The 20,464-nt window shown below is 56.0% G+C and carries 19 protein-coding genes; 1 reads left to right on the top strand and 18 read right to left on the bottom strand.

Going from position 1 to position 20,464, the window contains the following annotated elements:
- Positions 1-24 precede the first annotated feature (24 nt).
- The 8 genes from Q8Q08_06005 to Q8Q08_05970 all read right to left on the bottom strand — a co-directional run bounded on the left by Q8Q08_06005 (position 25) and on the right by Q8Q08_05970 (position 9,761).
- Positions 25-780 (bottom strand): type 1 glutamine amidotransferase, encoded by a 756-nt coding sequence (locus Q8Q08_06005; protein MDP2653572.1) that lies wholly within the window; start codon positions 778-780, stop codon positions 25-27.
- 75 nt (positions 781-855) lie between these two features.
- Positions 856-2,961 (bottom strand): glutamine synthetase III, encoded by a 2,106-nt coding sequence (locus tag Q8Q08_06000; protein MDP2653571.1) that lies wholly within the window; start codon positions 2,959-2,961, stop codon positions 856-858.
- A gap of 215 nt (positions 2,962-3,176) precedes the next feature.
- Positions 3,177-3,518: a P-II family nitrogen regulator gene (locus Q8Q08_05995; GenBank protein MDP2653570.1), complete on the bottom strand. Its 342-nt coding sequence runs from the start codon at positions 3,516-3,518 to the stop codon at positions 3,177-3,179.
- A gap of 96 nt (positions 3,519-3,614) precedes the next feature.
- On the bottom strand, positions 3,615-4,850 hold the full coding sequence (locus Q8Q08_05990) for an ammonium transporter (protein ID MDP2653569.1): 1,236 nt from the start codon (positions 4,848-4,850) through the stop codon (positions 3,615-3,617).
- Between the two features lie 420 nt (positions 4,851-5,270).
- On the bottom strand, positions 5,271-5,612 hold the full coding sequence (locus Q8Q08_05985) for a P-II family nitrogen regulator (protein MDP2653568.1): 342 nt from the start codon (positions 5,610-5,612) through the stop codon (positions 5,271-5,273).
- Positions 5,613-5,783: 171 nt separating this feature from the next.
- On the bottom strand, positions 5,784-7,073 hold the full coding sequence (locus tag Q8Q08_05980) for an ammonium transporter (GenBank protein MDP2653567.1): 1,290 nt from the start codon (positions 7,071-7,073) through the stop codon (positions 5,784-5,786).
- Positions 7,074-7,274: 201 nt separating this feature from the next.
- Positions 7,275-8,114, bottom strand: a complete 840-nt coding sequence (locus Q8Q08_05975) for a TorF family putative porin (protein ID MDP2653566.1) — start codon at positions 8,112-8,114, stop codon at positions 7,275-7,277.
- Between the two features lie 393 nt (positions 8,115-8,507).
- Positions 8,508-9,761, bottom strand: coding sequence for a GAF domain-containing protein (locus Q8Q08_05970; protein ID MDP2653565.1), 1,254 nt, complete (start codon positions 9,759-9,761; stop codon positions 8,508-8,510).
- Between the two features lie 56 nt (positions 9,762-9,817).
- On the opposite strand from Q8Q08_05970, the gene Q8Q08_05965 reads away from it, so the two are divergent.
- Entirely contained in the window at positions 9,818-9,985 is a 168-nt protein-coding gene (locus tag Q8Q08_05965; protein MDP2653564.1) for a hypothetical protein, read from the top strand.
- Between the two features lie 87 nt (positions 9,986-10,072).
- Here Q8Q08_05965 and nqrF read toward each other — a convergent pair whose 3' ends face one another.
- The 10 genes from nqrF to sucD all read right to left on the bottom strand — a co-directional run bounded on the left by nqrF (position 10,073) and on the right by sucD (position 20,413).
- Entirely contained in the window at positions 10,073-11,305 is a 1,233-nt protein-coding gene (gene nqrF, locus Q8Q08_05960; protein ID MDP2653563.1) for an NADH:ubiquinone reductase (Na(+)-transporting) subunit F, read from the bottom strand.
- Positions 11,306-11,317: 12 nt separating this feature from the next.
- Complete coding sequence (nqrE, locus tag Q8Q08_05955) at positions 11,318-11,926, bottom strand: NADH:ubiquinone reductase (Na(+)-transporting) subunit E (GenBank protein MDP2653562.1); 609 nt, start codon at positions 11,924-11,926, stop codon at positions 11,318-11,320.
- A 97-nt stretch (positions 11,927-12,023) separates the two neighbouring features.
- Positions 12,024-12,656, bottom strand: coding sequence for an NADH:ubiquinone reductase (Na(+)-transporting) subunit D (locus tag Q8Q08_05950; GenBank protein ID MDP2653561.1), 633 nt, complete (start codon positions 12,654-12,656; stop codon positions 12,024-12,026).
- Between the two features lie 50 nt (positions 12,657-12,706).
- Positions 12,707-13,429: an NADH:ubiquinone reductase (Na(+)-transporting) subunit C gene (gene nqrC / locus Q8Q08_05945; GenBank protein MDP2653560.1), complete on the bottom strand. Its 723-nt coding sequence runs from the start codon at positions 13,427-13,429 to the stop codon at positions 12,707-12,709.
- Positions 13,430-13,459: 30 nt separating this feature from the next.
- On the bottom strand, positions 13,460-14,641 hold the full coding sequence (locus tag Q8Q08_05940; GenBank protein ID MDP2653559.1) for an NADH:ubiquinone reductase (Na(+)-transporting) subunit B: 1,182 nt from the start codon (positions 14,639-14,641) through the stop codon (positions 13,460-13,462).
- 90 nt (positions 14,642-14,731) lie between these two features.
- Complete coding sequence (locus tag Q8Q08_05935) at positions 14,732-16,081, bottom strand: Na(+)-translocating NADH-quinone reductase subunit A (GenBank protein ID MDP2653558.1); 1,350 nt, start codon at positions 16,079-16,081, stop codon at positions 14,732-14,734.
- A gap of 138 nt (positions 16,082-16,219) precedes the next feature.
- Entirely contained in the window at positions 16,220-16,936 is a 717-nt protein-coding gene (locus tag Q8Q08_05930) for a class I SAM-dependent methyltransferase (protein ID MDP2653557.1), read from the bottom strand.
- Positions 16,937-17,093: 157 nt separating this feature from the next.
- Positions 17,094-18,275 carry a thiolase family protein gene (locus tag Q8Q08_05925; GenBank protein ID MDP2653556.1) on the bottom strand — a complete coding sequence of 394 codons (1,182 nt, stop codon included), beginning with the start codon at positions 18,273-18,275 and terminating at the stop codon, positions 17,094-17,096.
- 84 nt (positions 18,276-18,359) lie between these two features.
- Complete coding sequence (locus tag Q8Q08_05920) at positions 18,360-19,448, bottom strand: AAA family ATPase (protein MDP2653555.1); 1,089 nt, start codon at positions 19,446-19,448, stop codon at positions 18,360-18,362.
- A 92-nt stretch (positions 19,449-19,540) separates the two neighbouring features.
- On the bottom strand, positions 19,541-20,413 hold the full coding sequence (gene sucD, locus Q8Q08_05915) for a succinate--CoA ligase subunit alpha (GenBank protein MDP2653554.1): 873 nt from the start codon (positions 20,411-20,413) through the stop codon (positions 19,541-19,543).
- Between the last annotated feature and the right edge of the window lie 51 nt (positions 20,414-20,464).

The raw sequence follows: 20,464 nt of genomic DNA, 5'->3' as shown, positions 1-20,464 counted from the left end.
TGTGCAACTCCGGATAAAAAATTTTTACCTAAGCCCGCCGGGAACACCCTGCGCCCCGGAACCGGCCGCAAGGTTTCTCTTGGACTCAATGATTTTCACAAAATTCCCGAACATCTGTCGGGCGGCCTTAAAATATTCGGCTTTCTTCAAACGGTATTCCTCCAGCATCCCGGCTTTCTTGATTCTAAGGTCACGGGGGTGGTTTTTCAAGTACTCATCGCACCATTCCGTGATGCTCCGGTCCGTGATCTCGCAATGGAACTGAAGCCCGTAAGCGTTCTCTCCGACGCGGAAGGCCTGATGAGGGCACCCCGGCGCCGTGGCCAGCAATTCTCCGCCGGCCGGGATCATAAACATGTCCTCATGCCATTGGTAAACCCGCAATTCCGGGGCAAGGGCATTGAAAAAAGGATCTCTTTTTCCCGCATCGGTCAATTGAATATCAAACCAGCCAACTTCCTTCGCCGGCGATTTGACCACTTTCGCGCCCGCGGCCTTGGCCAGGAGCTGCGACCCCAGGCAAATTCCCAGAAAGGGAATCCGCTTTTTCAATATATTTTGAATAAAGATGTTTTCCGGTTTCAAAAACGGGTACCGGTCCTCTTCATCCACGTTCATCGGCCCGCCGAGCACAACAACCGCGTCAACAGCCTTCGAATCCAAGGGAAGGGCATCCCCAGCCCCCAGGTCAATGACCTGCGAGCGAATCCCCCTCTCCTGCAGGTAATCACCCAAAAGGGCGGGGCCTTCAATGCCGATATGTTTGATGATCAGGATCATGGGGCGATAATAAGAGACAGCCCCGTTTTAGCGGGGCTGTCTCTTTGATCAGGTGAATGAAGAACGCAATTTTTATTACATGGCGTTCATCAGCAGCATTTCCGCATACGACGGAACGGGCCAGAGCTTGGCCGGAACCAAACCCTCCAGCTCGTCGATCGATTCACGAAGCCGGCTCATGCACGCGTTGGTCTTGGCGGCATCGTGCTTGACAATGGCTGATTCCAGCGCATCGCAGGCGGCCAACGATCCCTCGACAAGGCCGGAAACGCTTTTGAGCAGCTTCTTTTGGGCGACGGTTTTGCCCGCCGCGCCGATCGACTTGATGGTCTCGGCCAAGTCTTTCTGATACTGGATGGCGGCCGGGATCAACTGGGTCCGCGCCATGATCAAAGCGCAATTGCCCTCGAGCGCGATGACGGTCTCATAGGCGTGCTTGTTGATCTCATAACGGGACGCCAACTCTTTTTCCGTCAACACGCCGTGCTTGGTGAACACAGCGATGTTTTTCTTGAGCTTGATCGTTTCCAAGGCCTCGGGCGTCGTCCTGAAGTTCGGCAGCCCGCGCTTCTTGGCTTCGGCGTGCCATTCGGCCGTGTAATTGTCGCCGTTAAAGAGGACGCGCTTGTGCTCCTTGATGATGCCCTGCAGGACCTTCTGCAGACTGGCATTGAAATCCTTGCCGGCTTTCCCAGCGGACTCCAACTGGTCGCAGATGTCACTGATGGCCTCGGCGACGATGGTGTTCAGGACCATGTTCGCCGCGGAAGGGTTCATGTTGGACCCGACCGCACGGAACTCGAATTTCGCGCCGGTGAAAGCGAACGGCGAGGTGCGGTTGCGGTCCGTCGTGTCTCTGGCCAGCGACGGCAAAGAGTTCACGCCGACGCTGATGGCGTCGCCCTGCTTGGAGCTTTTCGCTCCGCCTTTTTCAATCTGCTCAATGATGTCGGTCAGCTGATCGCCGAGGAAAATCGAAACGATCGCCGGCGGGGCCTCATTGGCGCCCAGGCGATGGTCGTTACCCGCGGACGCGACGGACACGCGCAGCAGATCGGCGTAGGAATCGACCGCCTTGATCACGGCGCACAGGATGGTCAGGAATTTGGCGTTCTCATGCGGGGTTTTGCCCGGATACAGCCAGTTCTTCCCATCCGGCCCGACGATGGACCAGTTGTTGTGCTTCCCGGAACCGTTGATGCCGGCAAACGGCTTTTCATGGAGCAGGCAGACCAGGCCGTGTTTATCGGCGACCTGGCGCATGACTTCCATCATGATCATGTTATGGTCAACGGCGATGTTCAGGTCTTCGAAAATCGGCGCCATTTCGTACTGGGCCGGGGCCACCTCATTGTGGCGGGTTTTCGCCGGCATGCCCAAAGACCACATCGTGCGGTCAAGGTCTTCCATGAAGGCCATGACCACCGGCTTGACAGCGCCGAAATAATGGTCTTCCTGCTGCTGGTGCTTGGCCGGTTTACTCCCGAACAGCGTGCGGCCCGTCTGCACCAGATCCAAACGGGACTTATAATGCTCTTTCGAGATCAGGAAATATTCCTGCTCCGGGCCGAGCGTGCAAAATGCGCGCTTGCCCTTGATATCAATGCCAAACAAGTTCGCCAAGCGGCAAACCTGTTTTGACAGAGCGGTCATGGAGCGTAAAAGCGGGGTCTTCTTGTCCAACGCTTCCCCGTGATATCCGATATAGAAGGTCGGAATGCAAAGGGTCGCGCCTTCAGGGCCCTCTTTAAGGAAGGCCGGGCTGGTGGGATCCCAACCGGTATACCCGCGGGCCTCGAACGTCGCGCGAAGACCGCCAGACGGAAAACTCGAAGCGTCCGGCTCGCCCTGGATCAATTCCTTGCCGGAAAATTTCAGGACCACGTTGCCCTCTTCATCCGGAGAAATAAAAGCGTCGTGTTTCTCCGCCGTGGTTCCGGTCATCGGCTGAAACCAATGCGTGAAATGGGTGGCGCCGCGTTCGACTGCCCAGGTCTTCATGGCTTCGGCAACCTCATCGGCGATGTTCGGGTCCAGTTTCCCCCCCAGCTTGATGGTCGCGCTCAGAGACTGATAGGCCTTTTCCGAAAGGTAATTGCGCATGACCTTCAAATTGAAAACGTTCTTGCCGTACAGATCCACGAGGGATTCGTTGTCACTGCTGCTGGTCATACTGCTCATGGACTTTTTTTCTCCTTCCCCCTGCGCGAGAGGCCTGATTTTACGAATTTTAGTCATTTCGTTCATAACTCCCAACCTGTCCTTTCCATATTTTTGTTAAGATTCAAACCCCTGTCAGCCGAAGGATTTGACACTACCCGATGGCAACGAATCCGGCTACCCCAAGGGGGAAGCGGACAACGCTTCCCCTTCGGGGCGGCACGGCTCGTGCGACATCAACCAATCGCTTCAGAACCTTCATCTCCGGTCCTAATTCTAATACAACGCGGCAAATCCACAACAAGAATCTTGCCGTCGCCGATCTTGCCCGTCCTGGCCCCCTTGATAATGGCCTTGATGGTCGGCTCGACGAAATTTTCGTTGACCGCGATCTCCAACTGGATCTTACGAAGGAGATTTCCGGTTTCCTTGGCGCCGCGGTAATATTCATCGATGCCCTTCTGGCGGCCGTGCCCCAACACCTCCGTGACGGTGATGAGGTTGACATTCGCTTCATACAGGGCTTCTTTCACCTGCTCCAGCCGGTGCGGCTGGATAATGGCAATAACGAGTTTCATGGGTCATTCCTCCCTATCTCATGGCTGCCCATAATCCCTATGAGAGCCAATATGTTTTAACCTTTGTCCCGCCGTTGGGGACCCCAAGGTCATTTTTTATTCGAGAATTGTATAGGCCCTCTCATGATGCTGCGTCAAATCAAGGCCCATCGCTTCATCTTCCTGACTGACCCTGGCTCCCACCAACAGGTCTACCACCTTCAGGATGATGAAGGTCACGATCAGGGAGTAAATCACCGTAATGGCAACGGCTTTGAACTGAATCACGAGCAAGGCCGGGTTGCCGTAAAATAACCCGTCGTTGCCAGCAGGGTTGACCGCCTTTGTGGCAAAAAGGCCGGTCATCAAAGCGCCCCATATCCCGCCGACACCGTGGACACCGAACGCGTCCAGGGAATCGTCATATCCGAATTTCGGCTTGAGGATCCCAACGGCGAAATAGCAGACCACGCTGACCGAAAGGCCGATCAGGATAGCGGACATCGTTGTCACGAAACCCGCGGCAGGCGTGATGGCCACGAGCCCGGCCACGGCGCCGGTCACGGTCCCGAACATCGTCGGCTTGCCGCTCTTCCACCATTCCAACAGCGCCCAGCTCAAACCGGCTGCTGCGGCGGCGGTGTTGGTCGTCACAAACGCGTTGGCGGCCAAACCGTTGGCGCCCAGGGCGCTGCCGGCGTTGAACCCGAACCACCCGAACCACAGAAGGGCGGCCCCGAGAACGGTCAGAGGGATATTGTGCAGAGGAGTCGGCTTGTTCATGTAGCCGGATCTTTTCCCCAACACGATCGCTGTCACGAGCGCGGCGATCCCGGCGTTGATATGGACAACCGTTCCGCCCGCGAAATCCAGCGCTCCCATGTCGCGGATCCAGCCGCCCACGGCCCAAACCATGTGGCAGACCGGGTCATAAACAAATGTCGCCCAGAGAAGGCTAAAAAGGATGAAGGCCGAAAACTTCATACGTTCGGCAAAGGCCCCGATGATCAGGGCCGGGGTGATGATCGCGAACATGGCCTGAAAAATCATGAACGCCAGATGCGGGATTGTTGCGGCATAATCGGCATTCGGTTCCTGTCCGACCCCATTCAAGCCGAACCAATCCAGCCCGCCGATAAAAGCCGAACCTTTGCCGAAAGCCAGGCTGTAGCCGAACAAAACCCACTGAAGACTCAGGATGCAGAGGATGATAAAGCACTGCATCAAAATCCCTAAAACGTTCTTACGACGGACCATGCCGCCGTAAAATAACGCCAGCCCCGGCGTCATCAGCATAACCAGCGCTGATGAAACCAGGACCCACGCTGTATCTCCGCTATTGATCATGTCCATTGTGTTCTCCCTCCACAATTTGAATTTAGATTTAAGCTGCCCTTTGACTGACCCGTCGCGGCATATCTTCGGACCCCATTGCCCAAAAAAAAATCCCCGCAAACCACACGCGTGGCTTTCGAGGACTTCTATGCCCTGTTCGTTTCGGCTTTTGGCAATCTCCCCATGAATTTCCGGGAGCCGCACGGCGACAAAACCGAAGATGTCTCCAAAGACTTCAACGCCTTCAGATTGATGAAAGTATAGCGTCGCGCCAAAAATTTGTCAAGAATTTTTTTAGGACGCGAAGCTCTTCTTCCGCAATCGTTAAAAACGGCGGCCTTTTCCCCTGCCCCAGGACAACGTGCAGGTCCGGGACAGAGGAGGGAGATAAAGGCCGCCGACTCCCTCCTCTCCCCTCCCCGGAGAGCGGCAAAAAAATCAGCCGATGGCCAGGTGCCCCTCTTCTTCGGTCCGAATCCGGATGCACTGGGGCAGGTCCATGACAAAGATCTTCCCGTCCCCGATCTTCCCGGTCTTGGCCCCCTTGATGATGGCCCGGACCGTCGGCTTGACGAAGTCGTCGTTGACCGCGATCTCCAGCCGGATCTTCTTGAGAAGGTTGATCTCATGGACAACGCCGCGGTACGTCTCGCTGAACCCTTTTTGCTGCCCGCAACCCAGAACATTGGTCACGGTCATTTTATGAACATCCGCGTCAAACAGCGCCTTTTTGACATCCGGCAGTTTGTGCGGTTGAATCATGGCGATGATCATTTTCATCTTTTGTTTCCTCCTCTTCTTGCGCTCACGTGAAGTTTACGGATCCACCCGTTGGCCGGGATATGCTCATGCGGCCCGACGCTGTGCTGGATCCTCTGATACAGGATGTACGGTGCTGCCCTCAAGGTCGAACGCATCTTCATGGCGATGGACCTCCGGTTGATCCCGCAGTTATTGGGTCACAAAGATCTGGAACCCATAGTAGGCTTCCATCCCGTGTTCGTCGATATCCAGGCCGCGAAGCTCTTCTTCCTTGCTGACGCGGAGTCCGGCAACCGCCTTGATGATCGAAAACATGATGAACCCCATCACGGCGCACCACAGAAACACGGACGCGACACCGATGAATTGGGCCGAGAGCAGCTTCATTCCGCCGCCGAACAACAATCCGTTACCGGTCGTGCCCGGGGAGAACATATCCTGGGCAAACAGCCCGACCGCCAAAGTCCCCCAGGCGCCGCAAACGCCATGGACGGAAATGGCACCGACCGGGTCGTCAACATGCAGGACCTTATCGAGGAAAACGACGGAAAACACAACCAAGACACCGGCCACAAGCCCAATCAAGAACGAACTGCCCACGGACACAAACGCGCAGCCCGCGGTGATGGCCACTAAACCAGCCAAGGCTCCGTTCAAGGCCATACTGATGTCGGACTTCTTGAACAAAACCCAGGATGTGACCATGGCTGCAATGGCGCCAACGGCCGCCGCCATGTTGGTTGTCACCGCGATATGGGTAATGCTGGTTGTCGCGGCCATGGTGCTGCCCGGGTTGAACCCGAACCAGCCGAGCCACAAGATAAAGACCCCCAATGTTGCCAGGGGCAGATTGTGCCCGGGGATGGCATTGGATGATCCATCGGCATTATATTTCCCCAAACGCGGGCCCAGCATGATAGCTCCAGCCAAAGCCAGCCAGCCGCCGACAGAGTGAACGACTGTGGATCCAGCGAAATCCCACATACCAAGACTCGCCAACCAGCCGCCGCCCCAGATCCAATGCCCGGAGACCGGATAAATGAATGCCGTGACTGCGAGACTGTAGATGATATAAGACCCGAACTTCGTGCGTTCCGCCATGGCCCCGGACACGATGGTCGCGGCGGTCGCGGCAAAGACCAGCTGAAAGAAGTATTTACACGTGAGAGGGACCTTGGTCCAGTCCAGGGACGCAAACGTCCCCCCGGCATCATGCAGGAAAAACCCGCTGGTGCCGAAGAACGCGTTGCCCGCGCCGAACATGATGCCGAACCCGACGACCCAGAACGCGACCGTCCCGAGGCTGAAATCCATCAAGTTCTTCATCAGGATGTTGCAGGCGTTCTTGGCCCGGGTAAAACCTGTTTCCACGAGCGCAAAACCCGCCTGCATGAAAAACACCAGGACCCCGGCCAAGAGAGTCCAGATCGTGTCCAGCAGGATCTGGTGATCTGCCGCCATCTGGCTCAACGATTCCATCGTCGGCGGGGTATCTTCAGCCAATACGGGGGCCGCCGTGCACAGCAGAACGCCGATCCCCAACAATAATTTCCATTGCGATAATTTTCTGAAAAAACTCATTTTTATTACCTCCTTCATTAATGTCTTAAACGATTTTATGCCTTCACACAGTCAACTTTTTCCTCATAGGTCTCCCTCCTTTTGATGGGTTTATAGGGTTCACATCGCAAAAGCCACCTTGACGCCTCCGAAAAATTCCTCATCCTGATTGCCGATGTTGTCGTCTGAAAGGTCCCCGAACGGGACGTTGTACCCCATTGTCGGGGTCATCGTGATGGAATCGGACAAGGGCAGTTTGAGCCCGACGGTCGGCGTGAAATGCCCGCCTTCACCGGACAGCCACTGGCCGTCCACAAAGCCGACGCTGCCGGCCAGGTCCAGGGTGATCCCGTATTTCTCCACAACAGGGATGCTGTGGCTGACACCCAGGGCCCAGTAATTCCCGTCTTTGTCGGTATTCAGGTCCTTGCCGTCTTCATAATCATGGGTGTAGGTGAGCGTCGGGGCGAGGAAGGTGTCCCAAGCCACGGTCAGAAAAAATTCTTTGGAAGACGTGTTGCCTTCCGGAAAATCATACCAAGTGTGCCCGACCGTGAATGTGAACGGTTCCCAACCGCGGGAATACGAGACATAGTAATCACTCTCATCAGATGCCAGGGCGTCCTGGTTCTCCATGTCATAGCTCCCCCAGTAACCGAAGGTGAGGCCTTTGGCCGAAAGGCTGAACCCCGGCTGAAGGACGCTGTCTTTGTCCAGATACTGACCCCGCCACACGTATTTGTCGAAATAATCCAGCGTGCCCCCTGCGGAGAAATCGATGTTGTGCTCCTTAAAAAAGTCACCCAGAAGGGTTTGGGACTCTTCCGTTTCCTGCGCGCCCGCATGGACGGGGAACGCCAGGAAGGTCAAAAGCAGCACAAAAGCTTCCACCGCCCCCCTGCGCCCAGATTGAAAAGACTTCAAAATCCCTGACCGTGCCGGCGTGATGATCTGTTTCATGGTTCCTGCTCCTTTCCCTGTTGCGGCTCTCCCTGCCGGTCTAAGTTTAGGCATAAAAAATCCCCAACCGACACCATCCCGGTGTCCATTGGGGACTTCCGCGCCCCGAAATCCCGACCGACATCGCCGGGGATTAACTCAATAAAAAGCCCTCATCCCCCAGCGATCCCACGCAGAGGAATGAGGGCCTCAATGCCCTGATGAAAAACGGGATGCTCAAAAATAAAAAATCCCCAAAAGGTTACACGGCCTTTTGAGGACTCCTTTGCCCGTTCATCGTAAAAACATCAGTGTCTTTACACCACAAAGATACACGCCGGCGCAAACCTTGTCAAGAACTTTTTTAAAATCGTCCCGCCCAACAACTTTTGTCCGTCGTGAAATATCGTTTTCTCAAACACGCTTATGGGCGCCATTTTGGATTTCGTCCATCAGGATGAGCGACTCGGCGATCTCTTTCATCGTTTTGCACGTGTCCATGCTCTTCTTGTGGATCACCTTGTAAGCGGCTTCTTCAGAGAGATTGCTCATGCGCATCAGGATCCCTTTGGCCCGCTCGATGAGCTTGCGGGTCTCGAGCGCTTCGCGGGCCTTCAGGGCCTCTTCGACAAGCTTGGTGTTCTCGACAGCCACCGCGGCCTGGTTCGCGACCATCTGCAGGACATTGATTTCTTCGGCCGTGAACTCGTGCGGTTCCTGGGTGTAGACACAAATCACGCCGATCACCTTGTCTTTGACGGTCATCGGGACCGCGACCATAGAACTCAAATGTTCCTTGACGGCCAGCTCCCTGTAAAAATACCTCTGTTCCTGCCGGACGTCCGCGACCGTGAGGGCCTTGCCGAATTTGACCACTTCCCCGATGAGGCTCGCATTGACCTTAACGTTGGGTTTGCGCTTGTAATCCTCGCTCAGGCTCTGGGTCGCCTTGATGACCAGCTCTTCGCCGGTTTCGTTCAAGAGCAGGATCGAGCAAATTTTGGAATTGAGCATCTCGGCGGTGACGACCACGATGAGGCTAAGGATCTCGTCAAGATAATGTTCCGACGTGATGGACTGGCTGACCTTGACCAGGCTGTCAAATTGCGCCGCCTTTTTTTCGGCATCTTCAAAAAGCCGGGCATGTTCGATGACGCCGCCGACCTGCTTGGCGATGGTGTTGATGAGATTGACGGCGCGGGCCGGGTAGACATGCGGGTTGCGGTGCTGGACATTGATGACGCCGCTGACCCTGCCCTTGTAAATGATGGGCACGGACAAAAAGGCCTCATAGCGGTCTTCGGGAAGGACATCAAACCCTTTGAACCGGGAATCCTGATAAGCGTTCTTCGGGATCGCGACAGGCCTGTTCTCGCGGGCGACCCAGCCGGTGATCCCCTCTCCGACATGCAGGACGATCTTGCCGATCATGCTCTTATGGGGGATCTTGGAAGCGCGGAGGACCAGCCGTTTGCGCGTCTCGTCAAAAAGGTAGATAAAAATCGAATCGGCCAGCGTCATTTCGTTGACCACCTTGACCACTTCCTTCAGGACGAGATTCAAATCCATGTCGGAACTGGCCAGGTCCACGATCTTACGCAGGATCTTGATCTCTTCCTGGGGGCTGGTGGTGAGCTTAATATTTTTGTTTGCCGGAGAGGTTGTCATGAATCTCCCAAAAGACAAGATTTGAAAAACTTTGATTCTTCCATTATACTACGGGCATGGAAAAATTCCTCAGCATTCTGGTTCTGATTGGCTGCTTCGGAATGATGGCCATCGGCCTCATCCTGGCGAGAAAAACCCTCAAGAAAGGGTGTTCGCTGGGGCCGGACTGCCACTGCAAGAATGATCCTCCGAAATCTTCGGACGATTGCGAGCACAAAGCGTAATCCATCATCGCTCGCCTTACACCATCCGCCACAATACATGAGCCCCGCTTGATTTGCGTTCACTTCGTTCCGTAAATCAAGCCGTCATTATCCAAACGAATCAAAGGCGATCATCTCTTTAGGCACGCCCAGAGAATCCAGCATTTTCTGGACCGCCGAGAGCATCATGGGCGGGCCGCAGAGATAATATTCGATCTCTTCGGGTTCAGGATGGTTCTTGAGGTAGTTGCGGTAAACGACGTCGTGGATGAAGCCGACGTCCCCCTTCCAATTGTCTTCGGGCAGGGGCGCCGACAGCGCGATGTTGTAGGCAAAATTCGGAAAATTCTTCGCGATCTGCTCAAAATCCTCGGTATAAAACATCTCTCTCTTGGAACGCGCCCCGTACCAATACGTCACCTTGCGGTCGCGCGTCTGCAGGGTATGGAACAGATGGAACAGGTGGCTGCGCAGAGGAGCCATCCCGGCGCCGCCGCCGATGTACATCATCTCCCTCTTGGTGTCCTTGATGAAAAACTCGCCGTAAGGCCCGCTCACAACCACTTTGTCCCCGGGTTTCAAACCGAAGACGTAAGAAGAACATTTGCCCGGGGGGATCGTCATGTCGTTGGGCGGCGGCGTGGCGATGCGGATGTTGAGCATCACGACGCCCTTTTCCCCCGGATGATTGGCCATGGAATAGGCGCGGAAGACCGGCTCGTCGTTCTGGGCCTTCAGGGACCAAAGGTTGTATTTGTCCCAGTCCGGATGGTATTTGGGATCGATGTCGAAATCTTTAAAGTTCAAATGATACACCGGAACGTCCATCTGAATATAACCGCCGGGCTTGAAGTCCAGGTGAGCGCCCGCCGGCAATTCCAGAACCAGCTCCTTGATGAACGTGGCCACGTTCCGGTTGGAGCGGACCGTGCAATCGAATTTCTTGATATGAAAAATTTCGTCCGGGATGCGGATCTTGAGGTCGTTGCGCACCTTGACCTGGCAGGCCAGGCGCACGTGATTCTTCTGCTCGCGGCGCGTGAGCTGGCCCGTTTCCGTCGGGAGAACGTTGCCGCCGCCTTCCAGGACCTGGCATTTGCACATCGCACAGGACCCGCCGCCGCCGCAGGCCGACGGCAGAAAGATCTTGGTGTTGGCCAGCGTGAACAGCAGGTTTTTCCCGGCGGCAACAAGGACCGGCTCCGGATCGTCATTGATGAAGATCTTGCAGTTGCCGGCCTTGACGACCTTGGACTCGACAAAGGCCAGGATGGCGACCAGAAGGACGATGAGACCGGTGAAGACCGCGGTGCTAAGCAATATGTAAAGCGGCAAAGGCATTGGAATTTCCTTTTATAGCCGGATCCCGGCAAAGCACATGAAGCCCATGGACATGATCCCGGACAACAGCATGGTGATCCCCAGGCCTCGCAACGGCGCCGGGATATTGGAGTAGGCCAGCTTCTTACGGAGCGCCGCCATGGCCACGATGGCCATGGCCCAGCCGATCCCGCCGCCCAAACCGAAAACCACCGATTCCAGAAAATTATAATTTCTCTGATCCATGAAAAGGGCCGCCCCCAGAATCGCGCAGTTCACCGCGATCAATGGCAGGAATATCCCCAGCGCGCTGTAAAGCGCCGGACTGACCTTTTCAACGACCATCTCGACGATCTGCGTCATGGCCGCGATAACGGCGATGAACGCAATAAAAACCAGGAAACTCAAATCCACGCCCGGCAACCCGGCCCAGCCCAGCGCGCCCTTGGCCAAAAGAAAATTTTTAATGGCCCAGCAGGCCGGCGTGCAGATCAACGTGACAAAAATAACCGCGATCCCCAGCCCGATCGCCGTGTCGATCTTCTTGGAACAGGCGATATAGGAGCAGTTGCCCAGGAAGAACGCCAAAAGGATATTCTCAACAAAGATGGCTTTGATGGCCAAATTCACATAATGAACGATGTCCAACGTATGTCCTCCCTGATATCGGCCCCGGATGTCCCAATCGCTTTGCGGGACAAACCGCCGGGACTAATTCGCGCCGCAAGTTGCGTGTTCATTATTTCTCAGCGTAGCCCGAAATGGCCCGTTGGATCCACACAATGATCCCCAAGAGGAAAAACGCTCCCGGGGCCAGGACCATCATGCCGTTATTCACGTAGCCATGGGCATAAAACGCTTCGGGGATCACGTGGAATCCCAGCAACGTCCCCGATCCGAGAATCTCCCGAACAATCCCGATGAGGATCAACACCGCGCTGTATCCCAGACCGTTGGCCAGTCCGTCCAGGAAAGACTTCCACGGCGGGTTGCTCATGGCAAAGGCCTCCAGCCGCCCCATGACGATGCAGTTGGTGATGATGAGCCCGACGAAAACGCTCAGCTGCTTGCTGACATCATAGAAAAATGCCTTGAAAATCTGGTCGATGGTGATGACCAAGGACGAGACCACCGTCAACTGAACGATGATACGGATCTTCGGCGGGACATAATTACGGATAAGGGAAATCACCACGTTCGCCATGGACGTGACAAACGTCAGGCCGACCGACATAAAAATAGCGGTCTTCAATTGCGTGGTGACTGCCAGAGCTGAGCAGATGCCAAGGATCTGGAATGAAATGGGATTGGAATCCCACAATCCGTCCTTGATGATCTTCTGATTTTTCTTCGACAATAACGCCTCGGCCATAACGACCTCCTTGTTATTCAGCAACACGCAACCCGCGCGCGAACAAACGACTACCTCTTCCGTGCCTTGCTCAAATACGGCTCATAGATCCGCAACCATTTGTCCATCATCTCCGTGACGCCGTTGCCGGTCAGGGTCGCGGCCGTGATGCCGTCCACGGAATGTTCCGCAGAATCTCCGTGGGCATGGTCCACAACCCTTCCCTTCAGGACCACGATCGGCGTCAATTTGCTCTCTTTGATGGACCAGACTTTTTTACCCTTGAAATTGTTCTGAAACCAGTCCTTTTCAATCTCGCCGCCAAGGCCTGGGGTCTCGCCGTGTTTATAAAAAGTAATCCCTCTGACCGTCACGGCATCGGGCTCCAGGGCCAAGTAACCATACAGGGTGGACCACAACCCCTGGCCGACAATGGGAAACGCGTAAGCCATTATCCGGGCGTCTTCCTTATAAATATACATCGGATACACGCCGGTTTCCCGGTCTTTGATATCCGCCGGTTTGCGGCCTTCCATGACATTCCCCTGGCCGTCAATCACATGCTCTTCGATCTTTGACTCAAAGACCTTTAAAATGTCCTGCTGCGCGGCCTTGGGCGGGATGGGCTCTTTCAGAACAACGGCCTTCAGGATGTTCTTTTTGACGTCCATGGCCATGTTCAATTCTTGGCGCGCGCGGAACCCCTCGGACACCGCGGACAGCATGACCCCGCTGACCACGCAGACAATGACCGCGAACAGGAACGTATAACGGTTACTTTTTAAGTCTATCACATCGGCACCCTTTATTTTCTCAAAAATCCCTTAACCGGCCTTGACCGGCCAGGTAACGCCCTTCAATCTTTTCTGGATATGCTTCTGCAAAATGAAATAGTCGATCAGGGGCGCAAAAATATTCATGAACAGGATGGCCAGCATGACGCCTTCGGGATACGCCGGATTGACCACGCGGATCAGGACTGTCAGGACCCCGATGAGAAATCCGTAAATCCACCGCCCCAACTGGGTCGCGGGGGCCGACACCGGGTCCGTGGCCATGAACACCGCGCCGAAGGCGAATCCGCCCATGACCAAGTGCCAATGCGGCGGCAGGGCAAAAAACGACAACTGATTAGGGCCCTTGAGAAAATAAAACACGGAAGCCATCGCCAGCAATCCCAGGACGCATCCGGCAACGGTCCGCCAGCTGGCAACGCGCGTGATGAGCAAAAATATCAAACCGGCCAAGCAGGCAAGGGCCGAGGTCTCCCCGATCGATCCCGGGATAAAACCCGTGAGCATATTGTTAAAATTATACCCGGCGGCCTGCAGGGCATCGATGGCCGATTGGCCGCGCCCGGCATCGGCAGCCACGGCCAGGGGGGTGGCCCGAGTAAACCCGTCCACCGCCACCCAGACGTTCGAGCCTGAGATCTGGGCCGGATAAGCAAAGAACACGAAAGCCCGCGCCACCAGCGCGGGATTGAACACGTTCATGCCTGTCCCGCCGAAAATCTCCTTGCCGAACACGACCCCGAACGATATCCCCACCGCGGCCTGCCACAGCGGCATGTCCGGAGGAAGCGTCAACGGGAACAAAAGCCCTGTGACGAGAAAACCCTCATTGATCTCATGCTTGCGCATCACCGCGAACAGCACTTCCCAGAACCCGCCGGCCATGTAGGAAATAATGATGATCGGAAGGACTTTTTGCGCGCCCAGGATCCAGCATTGCCAAAAATCATAAGCCAGCCCTTTGGCCAGCAACATCTGATGACCGGTGTTGAACATCCCCATGAGGGTGGCTGGAACCAGGGCGATGATAACAAAAACCATGACGCGCTTCAGGTCCGCGGCGTCACGCACATGCGGGCCCCTCTTGGTCACCTTGCCGGGCGTCAGCAGAAACGTATCCAAGGCCTCGAAAAGAGGATAAAATTTGGCCAGAGGCTTGCCCTTTTCGAAAAGGTGTTCGGCTTTTTTCAGGTGTTCTTCAAGGAATTTCATAATTCATTAGCGTTGAGCGTTTAGCGGATAGCGTTTAGAAAAAACACAAGAATTCTATCCGCTTTACGCTAACCGCTATCCGCTCCTTTATTACCCTTCCTTCTCTATTAAATCCAGTCCGCCGCGGATGATCCCGCCCACGTCCACCTTGGACGGACAGGCGAACGTGCACAACGCAAAATCCTCCTCATCACACTCGAGGATGCCCAGGTTCTCCGCTTCCTCAATATCCCCGGCGATCACGGCGCGCATCAAAAAGAACGTCATGATGTCCAGGGGAACATACGCATCGTAAACTTCGTTTAGGACCACCGCGCGTTCACTGCCGTTGGTGTCCGTATCCAGGGCAACCTCGCGGTCCGGCAGAAAAGAAGACGCGAAAGTCTTTGAAAAACTGTAAGATCCAAATCCCGGCGTGATCCAGCCCAGGAAACGGCGTTTGCCGCCTTCGGGGATCACGGTGAGCTGGGTATCATAAAATCCAAGAAATCCGTTGGGGCCGACGCTGGCCCCGGACAGGACGCTGCCGGATATATAGCGAAGGCTCTCCTTCACGCGGCCGCCGACCAGACTGCTGACCGGCGCGCCGATGACGGTTTTCAGATAAACTCTGCGATCAACACCCTCCCCTGCCACGGCCACAATACGCTCCGGAGAAAAAACGCCCCGGGTGAATAACGCCGCGATCCTTAAGACGTCCTCGGCTCCGAGATACCAGACAATGTCGCCTTTACGGACAGGATCAACATAATGAATGTGGGTGCTGATGTTACCAGCGGGATGCGGCCCGGAAAATCCATGGATTTTCACGTTCCGGGCCTGGGTCAGGGCCCTGGAAGACGCCTTGGCGTCGCAGCAGACATGGACATCACCCTTGGTCAGCTTGCACAGGATGTCCAGGCCGGCCTGGAACTCCTGTTCGCGGCCCTGCAGGACAAAATCTACGTCAAGGGCCAGGGGATCCGTGCTCATGGCGCGGACAAAAATGGATTTCGGGGTATCGGAAAGACTGGCGATCCTGGAAAACGGCCTCTGGCGGATGCAGGCCCAAACGCCGGAAACCAAAAGCTGCTGGATCACGTTATCGCGGGAGAGGGAACGAAGCTGATCAGGAGAATATTTGGCATGAACGGCCGCTTCCTGCCTGCCGTCCGTATCGACGACAATCGACAGCAGGACCCGTTTCTCTCCGCGGTTGACCGCTGACACGCGGCCGCTCGCCGGAGAAACGATCTTGATCTGCGGATGGGCCTTGTCCTCAAGAAGCGGCGCGCCGACCTTGACGGCATCTCCTTCCTTGACAACAGGGCGCCAGTGCATGCCGCGAAAGTCCGACGGGTAAACCCCGACCTTCGAGGGCAAAGGGGCAGCGGCGATCTCTTTGGACGCGGCCCCCTTGATCTTGATGTTCCGCCCTTGGCGGATATGAATGGTATCCATCGTATCAATCCTCAGGAAAGGATTGTTACCTGCAATCACCTAAATCTATCAAGGGAGTAAAGTTAAGTGTGGAATCTATTTGGTAAGCGTGCATGATAACACACCACTTTTTTGAAATCAACAAAAAAATCCATTGTTTCAGGGCTTGGCGGCCTTGACCAAGCACACGCCGTTGGCCGACTCACCCGACTCAACAACCGCGGCGTCTTTCTCCCCGACCTCGATCCAGGAATTGGCCCGGCCTTCCGGGAAACGGGAGTTGACAAAATACCGGAGTTCCTGGACCCGAAAATCTTTGAGCAGCGCCGCCAGGGTCTTCTGGTCATAAATCCTGTGGTGTTTGTTGGCCTGCCCGGCGCCATAGGGGACCGTCAGGACCAGGATCCCGCCCGTTTTTAAAACCTTCCCGGCCTCTCCGGCCGCCTGATGGTCAGCGTCCACTCCAGAAAGCGGGTCCGCGTAAAAACCGATCCCGATGTGCTCAATGGTGGAAATGCAGAAAACCGCGTCAAAGCTCGCCGGCGGAAACGGGAGATTGACGATGTCCCCCTGGACGAATTCCAGACTGGGATGCGTATAAGGGTAAGGACGAAAATCAAAACCGGTCACCCGGTATCCCAGGCAGGCCGCCTGGAGGGGAAACGTGCTTTCCGTACAACCCAGGTCCAGAATTTTGCTCCCTTTGGGGAGCGCGCTCAAACAGGCGATGGCGAACGGGATCTCGACAATCCGCTCGTTAACGAAAACAGATTTAAGAAACTCTTCCCTCCCGAACGGCGGGGCAAGCCTCATTCTCGTCTTATATTTCAAAAAGACGGGGTTATTGATGAAATAACTGCTGTCCGAATTTTTCATAGCTCACCAATAATCATCGGTAAGAAGGGGACGGCACGGTATCCCCGCGCGCAGTTCGAGCCCGCTTTTCCATGATTTTAAAACAGAGAAAAGCGGGATCGCTGTTTGAGCACGGGGATACCGTGCCGTCCCAATATCATTATTCGCGAAATGAAGATTACGCCAGCCGTTCCACCGCCACGGCCATGGCCCCGCCCCCTCCGAAGCAGACGCAAGCCAGGCCCCGCGCCTTCTGCTGGTCGACAAGCGCGTGCATCAAGGTCACCAACACCCTTGCGCCGGCCGCTCCGAGCGGATGCCCCAGGGCCACGTCTCCACCCCAAATATTAATTTTACTTTCCGGGATTTCCAGGCCCCGGACCGTGTGGATCATCTGCGCGGCAAAGGCCTCGCTGATCTCGAAAAGATCGATGTCTTTTAATTCCATCCCGGCGTTTTTCAGGCACGAACGGACAACCGCAGGGCCGCATGTGAACACCTCGGCCGGATCAACGGCGATCGAACTGTAACCCAAGACCCGCGCCAGAGGTTTCAGCCGGTTTTTCCCGGCAAAATCCTCGGAAACGACCAGCGCACCGCCGGCCGCGTCGCAGGGGATCGAAGAGTTTCCCGCGGTCAACGTCCCCGCGGGATCAAAAGCCGGCTTCAGGGCCTCCAATCTCTCAATGGTCAGATTCTTCCGCGGCCGTTCGTCCCGTTCAACAACTTTCCCGTCGGCTGTCCGGCAAGGAATGATCTCCCGCGCAAACTTTCCCTGCTCCTGGGCGGCAACGGCCTTGCGATGGCTTTCCAGAGCGAACCGGTCCTGGTCCTCGCGCGAGATGCGGGACTTGCGGGCCGTGGCCTCGCAAAGTTCCCCCATCCTTCGGCCCGTCATCTGGCACAGAAGCCCGTCATGGACCGAACTTTTAACTTGTTTAGAAGGATCCGGATGGTTAGGGTCGAATCCCTCAAGATTCAGCCCCGGCGCGTTAGACACGCTCTCCGCCCCGCCGACCACAAAACAATCTCCGTCTCCGGACCGGATAGCGCGGGACGCCAGGACAAGCGCCTGCAGCCCGGCCCCGCAGACATTATTGATCAGATACGCCGGCAAGGACGGCGGGAATCCGGCGGCGATCACAGCCTCCCTCGCGAAGTTCTGCCCTGTGCCTGCGGAAACGACGTTGCCCCAGATGACTTCCTGGATTTGGTCCGGGGCGATCCGGTTTCGCCGCACAAGCTCCTTCAGCACCAGCGCCGACAGCTTTGCCGCGGAAAATTCCCGCAGGGACTTGAACGGACTGCCGATGGGCGTCCGGACCCCGTCAACCAGATAGACCGATGAACTCTTTCCCACACTTCCCCCGCTCAACCTCACAGGTTGAAATCACTTCACCCCGCAGGTTTTATTCTTCTCTCTTCTATCCTCAATCTTCCATTTTCACAGCGCATTCAAAATCGTGTCCACATCCACGTGCTGCTTGATGAGCTGGCAGGCCTCGGCGATCTTGTCCTTGTCCTGCTTCTGGATCTTGCAAATCAAATTTTCGATCTTACCGGCGATCGTAAATGTGTCGTCATTGGTGATCAAGACCGGGATCCGGCTCTTCTTCAGCAAATCCATGATCTTCTCGTTGGGCATGAGCCCGCCGGTGAGGATGATGCCCGAGATCTGCCCGCGCTTACCGGGGTTGATCAGGTGCGACGTCACCGCCACCATGATGTTGTCCACCCGGTCGCCGGAGGTCAGCACCAGGGTATTGGCCTTCAGATAATTGACCATGTTGTGCGGTTCCATGGCCGCGACGATCGTGGCGTGGACATGGGAATTCAGGCGGCTCTTGCCGCTCAGCAGTTTCAGGCTGAGACGGCTCATGAGATGCTCAATGGTCGGCGCCTTCAGGATCAAATCCAGGGGGAGAACGCCCAGCAGCCGGATGCCCTTGTTTTTCAAGCCCTGGGCCAGGGCCTTTTTGACCTTGTCGTATTTTTCCGGGAGGACCTTGTTGACCACCACGCCGACAACCTCGACATGCTTCAGGTCGAAAAGCGCCTTGTTCAACATGATCTCATCGATGCTGCGGCCGATCCCGCCTTCGCTGACGATGATGACCTTGGAGCCGAGCATCGCGGCCACGTCCGCGTTGGAGAGATCGATGACCGATCCCACGCCCGCGTGGCCGGTGCCTTCAATGATGATGGCGTCCTTGCCGCGGGTCAGGCTCTTGAACGATTTCTCGATTTTGGCGCGCAAAACGTCGTTGTTCGGCTTGAAGATATACTCCTCGGTGAACCCGGGGCCGATGGTGACCGGACTCATTTCCTTATATTGGCGGCGGCAGTGGTAGACCTCGCCGATCAGGTAGGTGTCCTTGTCGATGTTGTGCTCTTTGACGACAACCGTCTGCTGGCCCAGCGGCTTCATAAAAGCCGTGGCCAGGCCGCGCTCCACAAAGACCTTGTAAAGCCCCAGCGACAGCGTTGTCTTGCCGGCGTTCTGATAGATGGACGAAACAAAGACGTTTTTCATACGCTCCCCTTTGCGGAAAATTAAAATTATTATAACCGCTTTTGCAGGGCAATGGTTAAGGAATTTTCACGAAGAGAGACCGGGAAAACGGGCTATAGGCCCAGGGTTTTCCTGAAAACAGCGGGGATTTCATCGGGGAGGTCGACCACGGCAACGCCGGCCTTGCGCAGGACCTCGATCTTGGCCTCAGCGGTGCTGTCGCCGGAGGAGATGATGGCGCCGGCATGGCCCATGCGCTTGCCTTTGGGCGCGGTGCGGCCGGCGATGAACCCGGCCACGGGCTTGGTGATCCGGGATTTGATGAACTGGGCCGCGAGCTGTTCGTCCTCGCCCCCGATCTCGCCGACCATGACGATCCCTTTGGTCTCAGGGTCCTTCTCGAACAGCTCCAGGACGTCCACAAAACGGGTGCCGATGATGGGGTCGCCCCCGAGCCCCACACAGCTCGTCTGACCGATGCCGGCGATGGTGAGATTATATACGACCTCATACGTGAGCGTGCCGCTGCGGGACACAACGCCGATGGGGCCGGGCTTGTGGATATGGCCAGGCATGATGCCGACTTTGGACTTTCCGGGGGAAATCAGGCCCGGGCAATTGGGGCCGATCAGCCGGCTCTGGGAAGTTTTCATGGCCTGCTTGACTTCGACCATGTCCAGGACCGGGACCCCCTCGGTGATACAAATAATGAGCTCAATGCCGGCGCGGATGTCCTCCAGCATGGCGTCCTTGGCGAACTTGGCCGGGACGTAAATGACGGCGGTGTTGGCCTGGGTCTTGACCCTAGCTTCCTGAACGGAATTGAACACCGGAATTCCGGCGACGTCCTGGCCGCCTTTGCCCGGGGTGACGCCGGCCACGACGTTGGTCCCGTATTCCTTCATCTTCTGGGCATGGAACGAACCGTCACGGCCTGTGATGCCCTGGACCAGCAAACGCGTATTTTGATCGACAAGGATGCTCATAGTTGAAAGTCACATGTCACAAGGTCGCGCGTCACAAGGTCGCACGCAAAG

The sequence above is a fragment of the Candidatus Omnitrophota bacterium genome, assembly GCA_030688425.1.
Lineage (GTDB): Bacteria > Omnitrophota > Gorgyraeia > Zapsychrales > JANLHA01 > JAUYIB01.
This window is presented reverse-complemented; position numbering and strand designations above follow the sequence as displayed.

Coding starts and splice junctions, on each gene's coding strand:
- Q8Q08_06005 (MDP2653572.1), bottom strand. CDS start 780: ATGATCCTGATCATCAAACATATCGGCATTGAAGGCCCCGCCCTTTTG.
- Q8Q08_06000 (MDP2653571.1), bottom strand. CDS start 2,961: ATGAGCAGTATGACCAGCAGCAGTGACAACGAATCCCTCGTGGATCTG.
- Q8Q08_05995 (MDP2653570.1), bottom strand. CDS start 3,518: ATGAAACTCGTTATTGCCATTATCCAGCCGCACCGGCTGGAGCAGGTG.
- Q8Q08_05990 (MDP2653569.1), bottom strand. CDS start 4,850: ATGGACATGATCAATAGCGGAGATACAGCGTGGGTCCTGGTTTCATCA.
- Q8Q08_05985 (MDP2653568.1), bottom strand. CDS start 5,612: ATGAAAATGATCATCGCCATGATTCAACCGCACAAACTGCCGGATGTC.
- Q8Q08_05980 (MDP2653567.1), bottom strand. CDS start 7,073: ATGGAATCGTTGAGCCAGATGGCGGCAGATCACCAGATCCTGCTGGAC.
- Q8Q08_05975 (MDP2653566.1), bottom strand. CDS start 8,114: ATGAAACAGATCATCACGCCGGCACGGTCAGGGATTTTGAAGTCTTTT.
- Q8Q08_05970 (MDP2653565.1), bottom strand. CDS start 9,761: ATGACAACCTCTCCGGCAAACAAAAATATTAAGCTCACCACCAGCCCC.
- Q8Q08_05965 (MDP2653564.1), top strand. CDS start 9,818: ATGGAAAAATTCCTCAGCATTCTGGTTCTGATTGGCTGCTTCGGAATG.
- nqrF (MDP2653563.1), bottom strand. CDS start 11,305: ATGCCTTTGCCGCTTTACATATTGCTTAGCACCGCGGTCTTCACCGGT.
- Q8Q08_05950 (MDP2653561.1), bottom strand. CDS start 12,656: ATGGCCGAGGCGTTATTGTCGAAGAAAAATCAGAAGATCATCAAGGAC.
- Q8Q08_05940 (MDP2653559.1), bottom strand. CDS start 14,641: ATGAAATTCCTTGAAGAACACCTGAAAAAAGCCGAACACCTTTTCGAA.
- Q8Q08_05935 (MDP2653558.1), bottom strand. CDS start 16,081: ATGGATACCATTCATATCCGCCAAGGGCGGAACATCAAGATCAAGGGG.
- Q8Q08_05930 (MDP2653557.1), bottom strand. CDS start 16,936: ATGAAAAATTCGGACAGCAGTTATTTCATCAATAACCCCGTCTTTTTG.
- Q8Q08_05920 (MDP2653555.1), bottom strand. CDS start 19,448: ATGAAAAACGTCTTTGTTTCGTCCATCTATCAGAACGCCGGCAAGACA.
- sucD (MDP2653554.1), bottom strand. CDS start 20,413: ATGAGCATCCTTGTCGATCAAAATACGCGTTTGCTGGTCCAGGGCATC.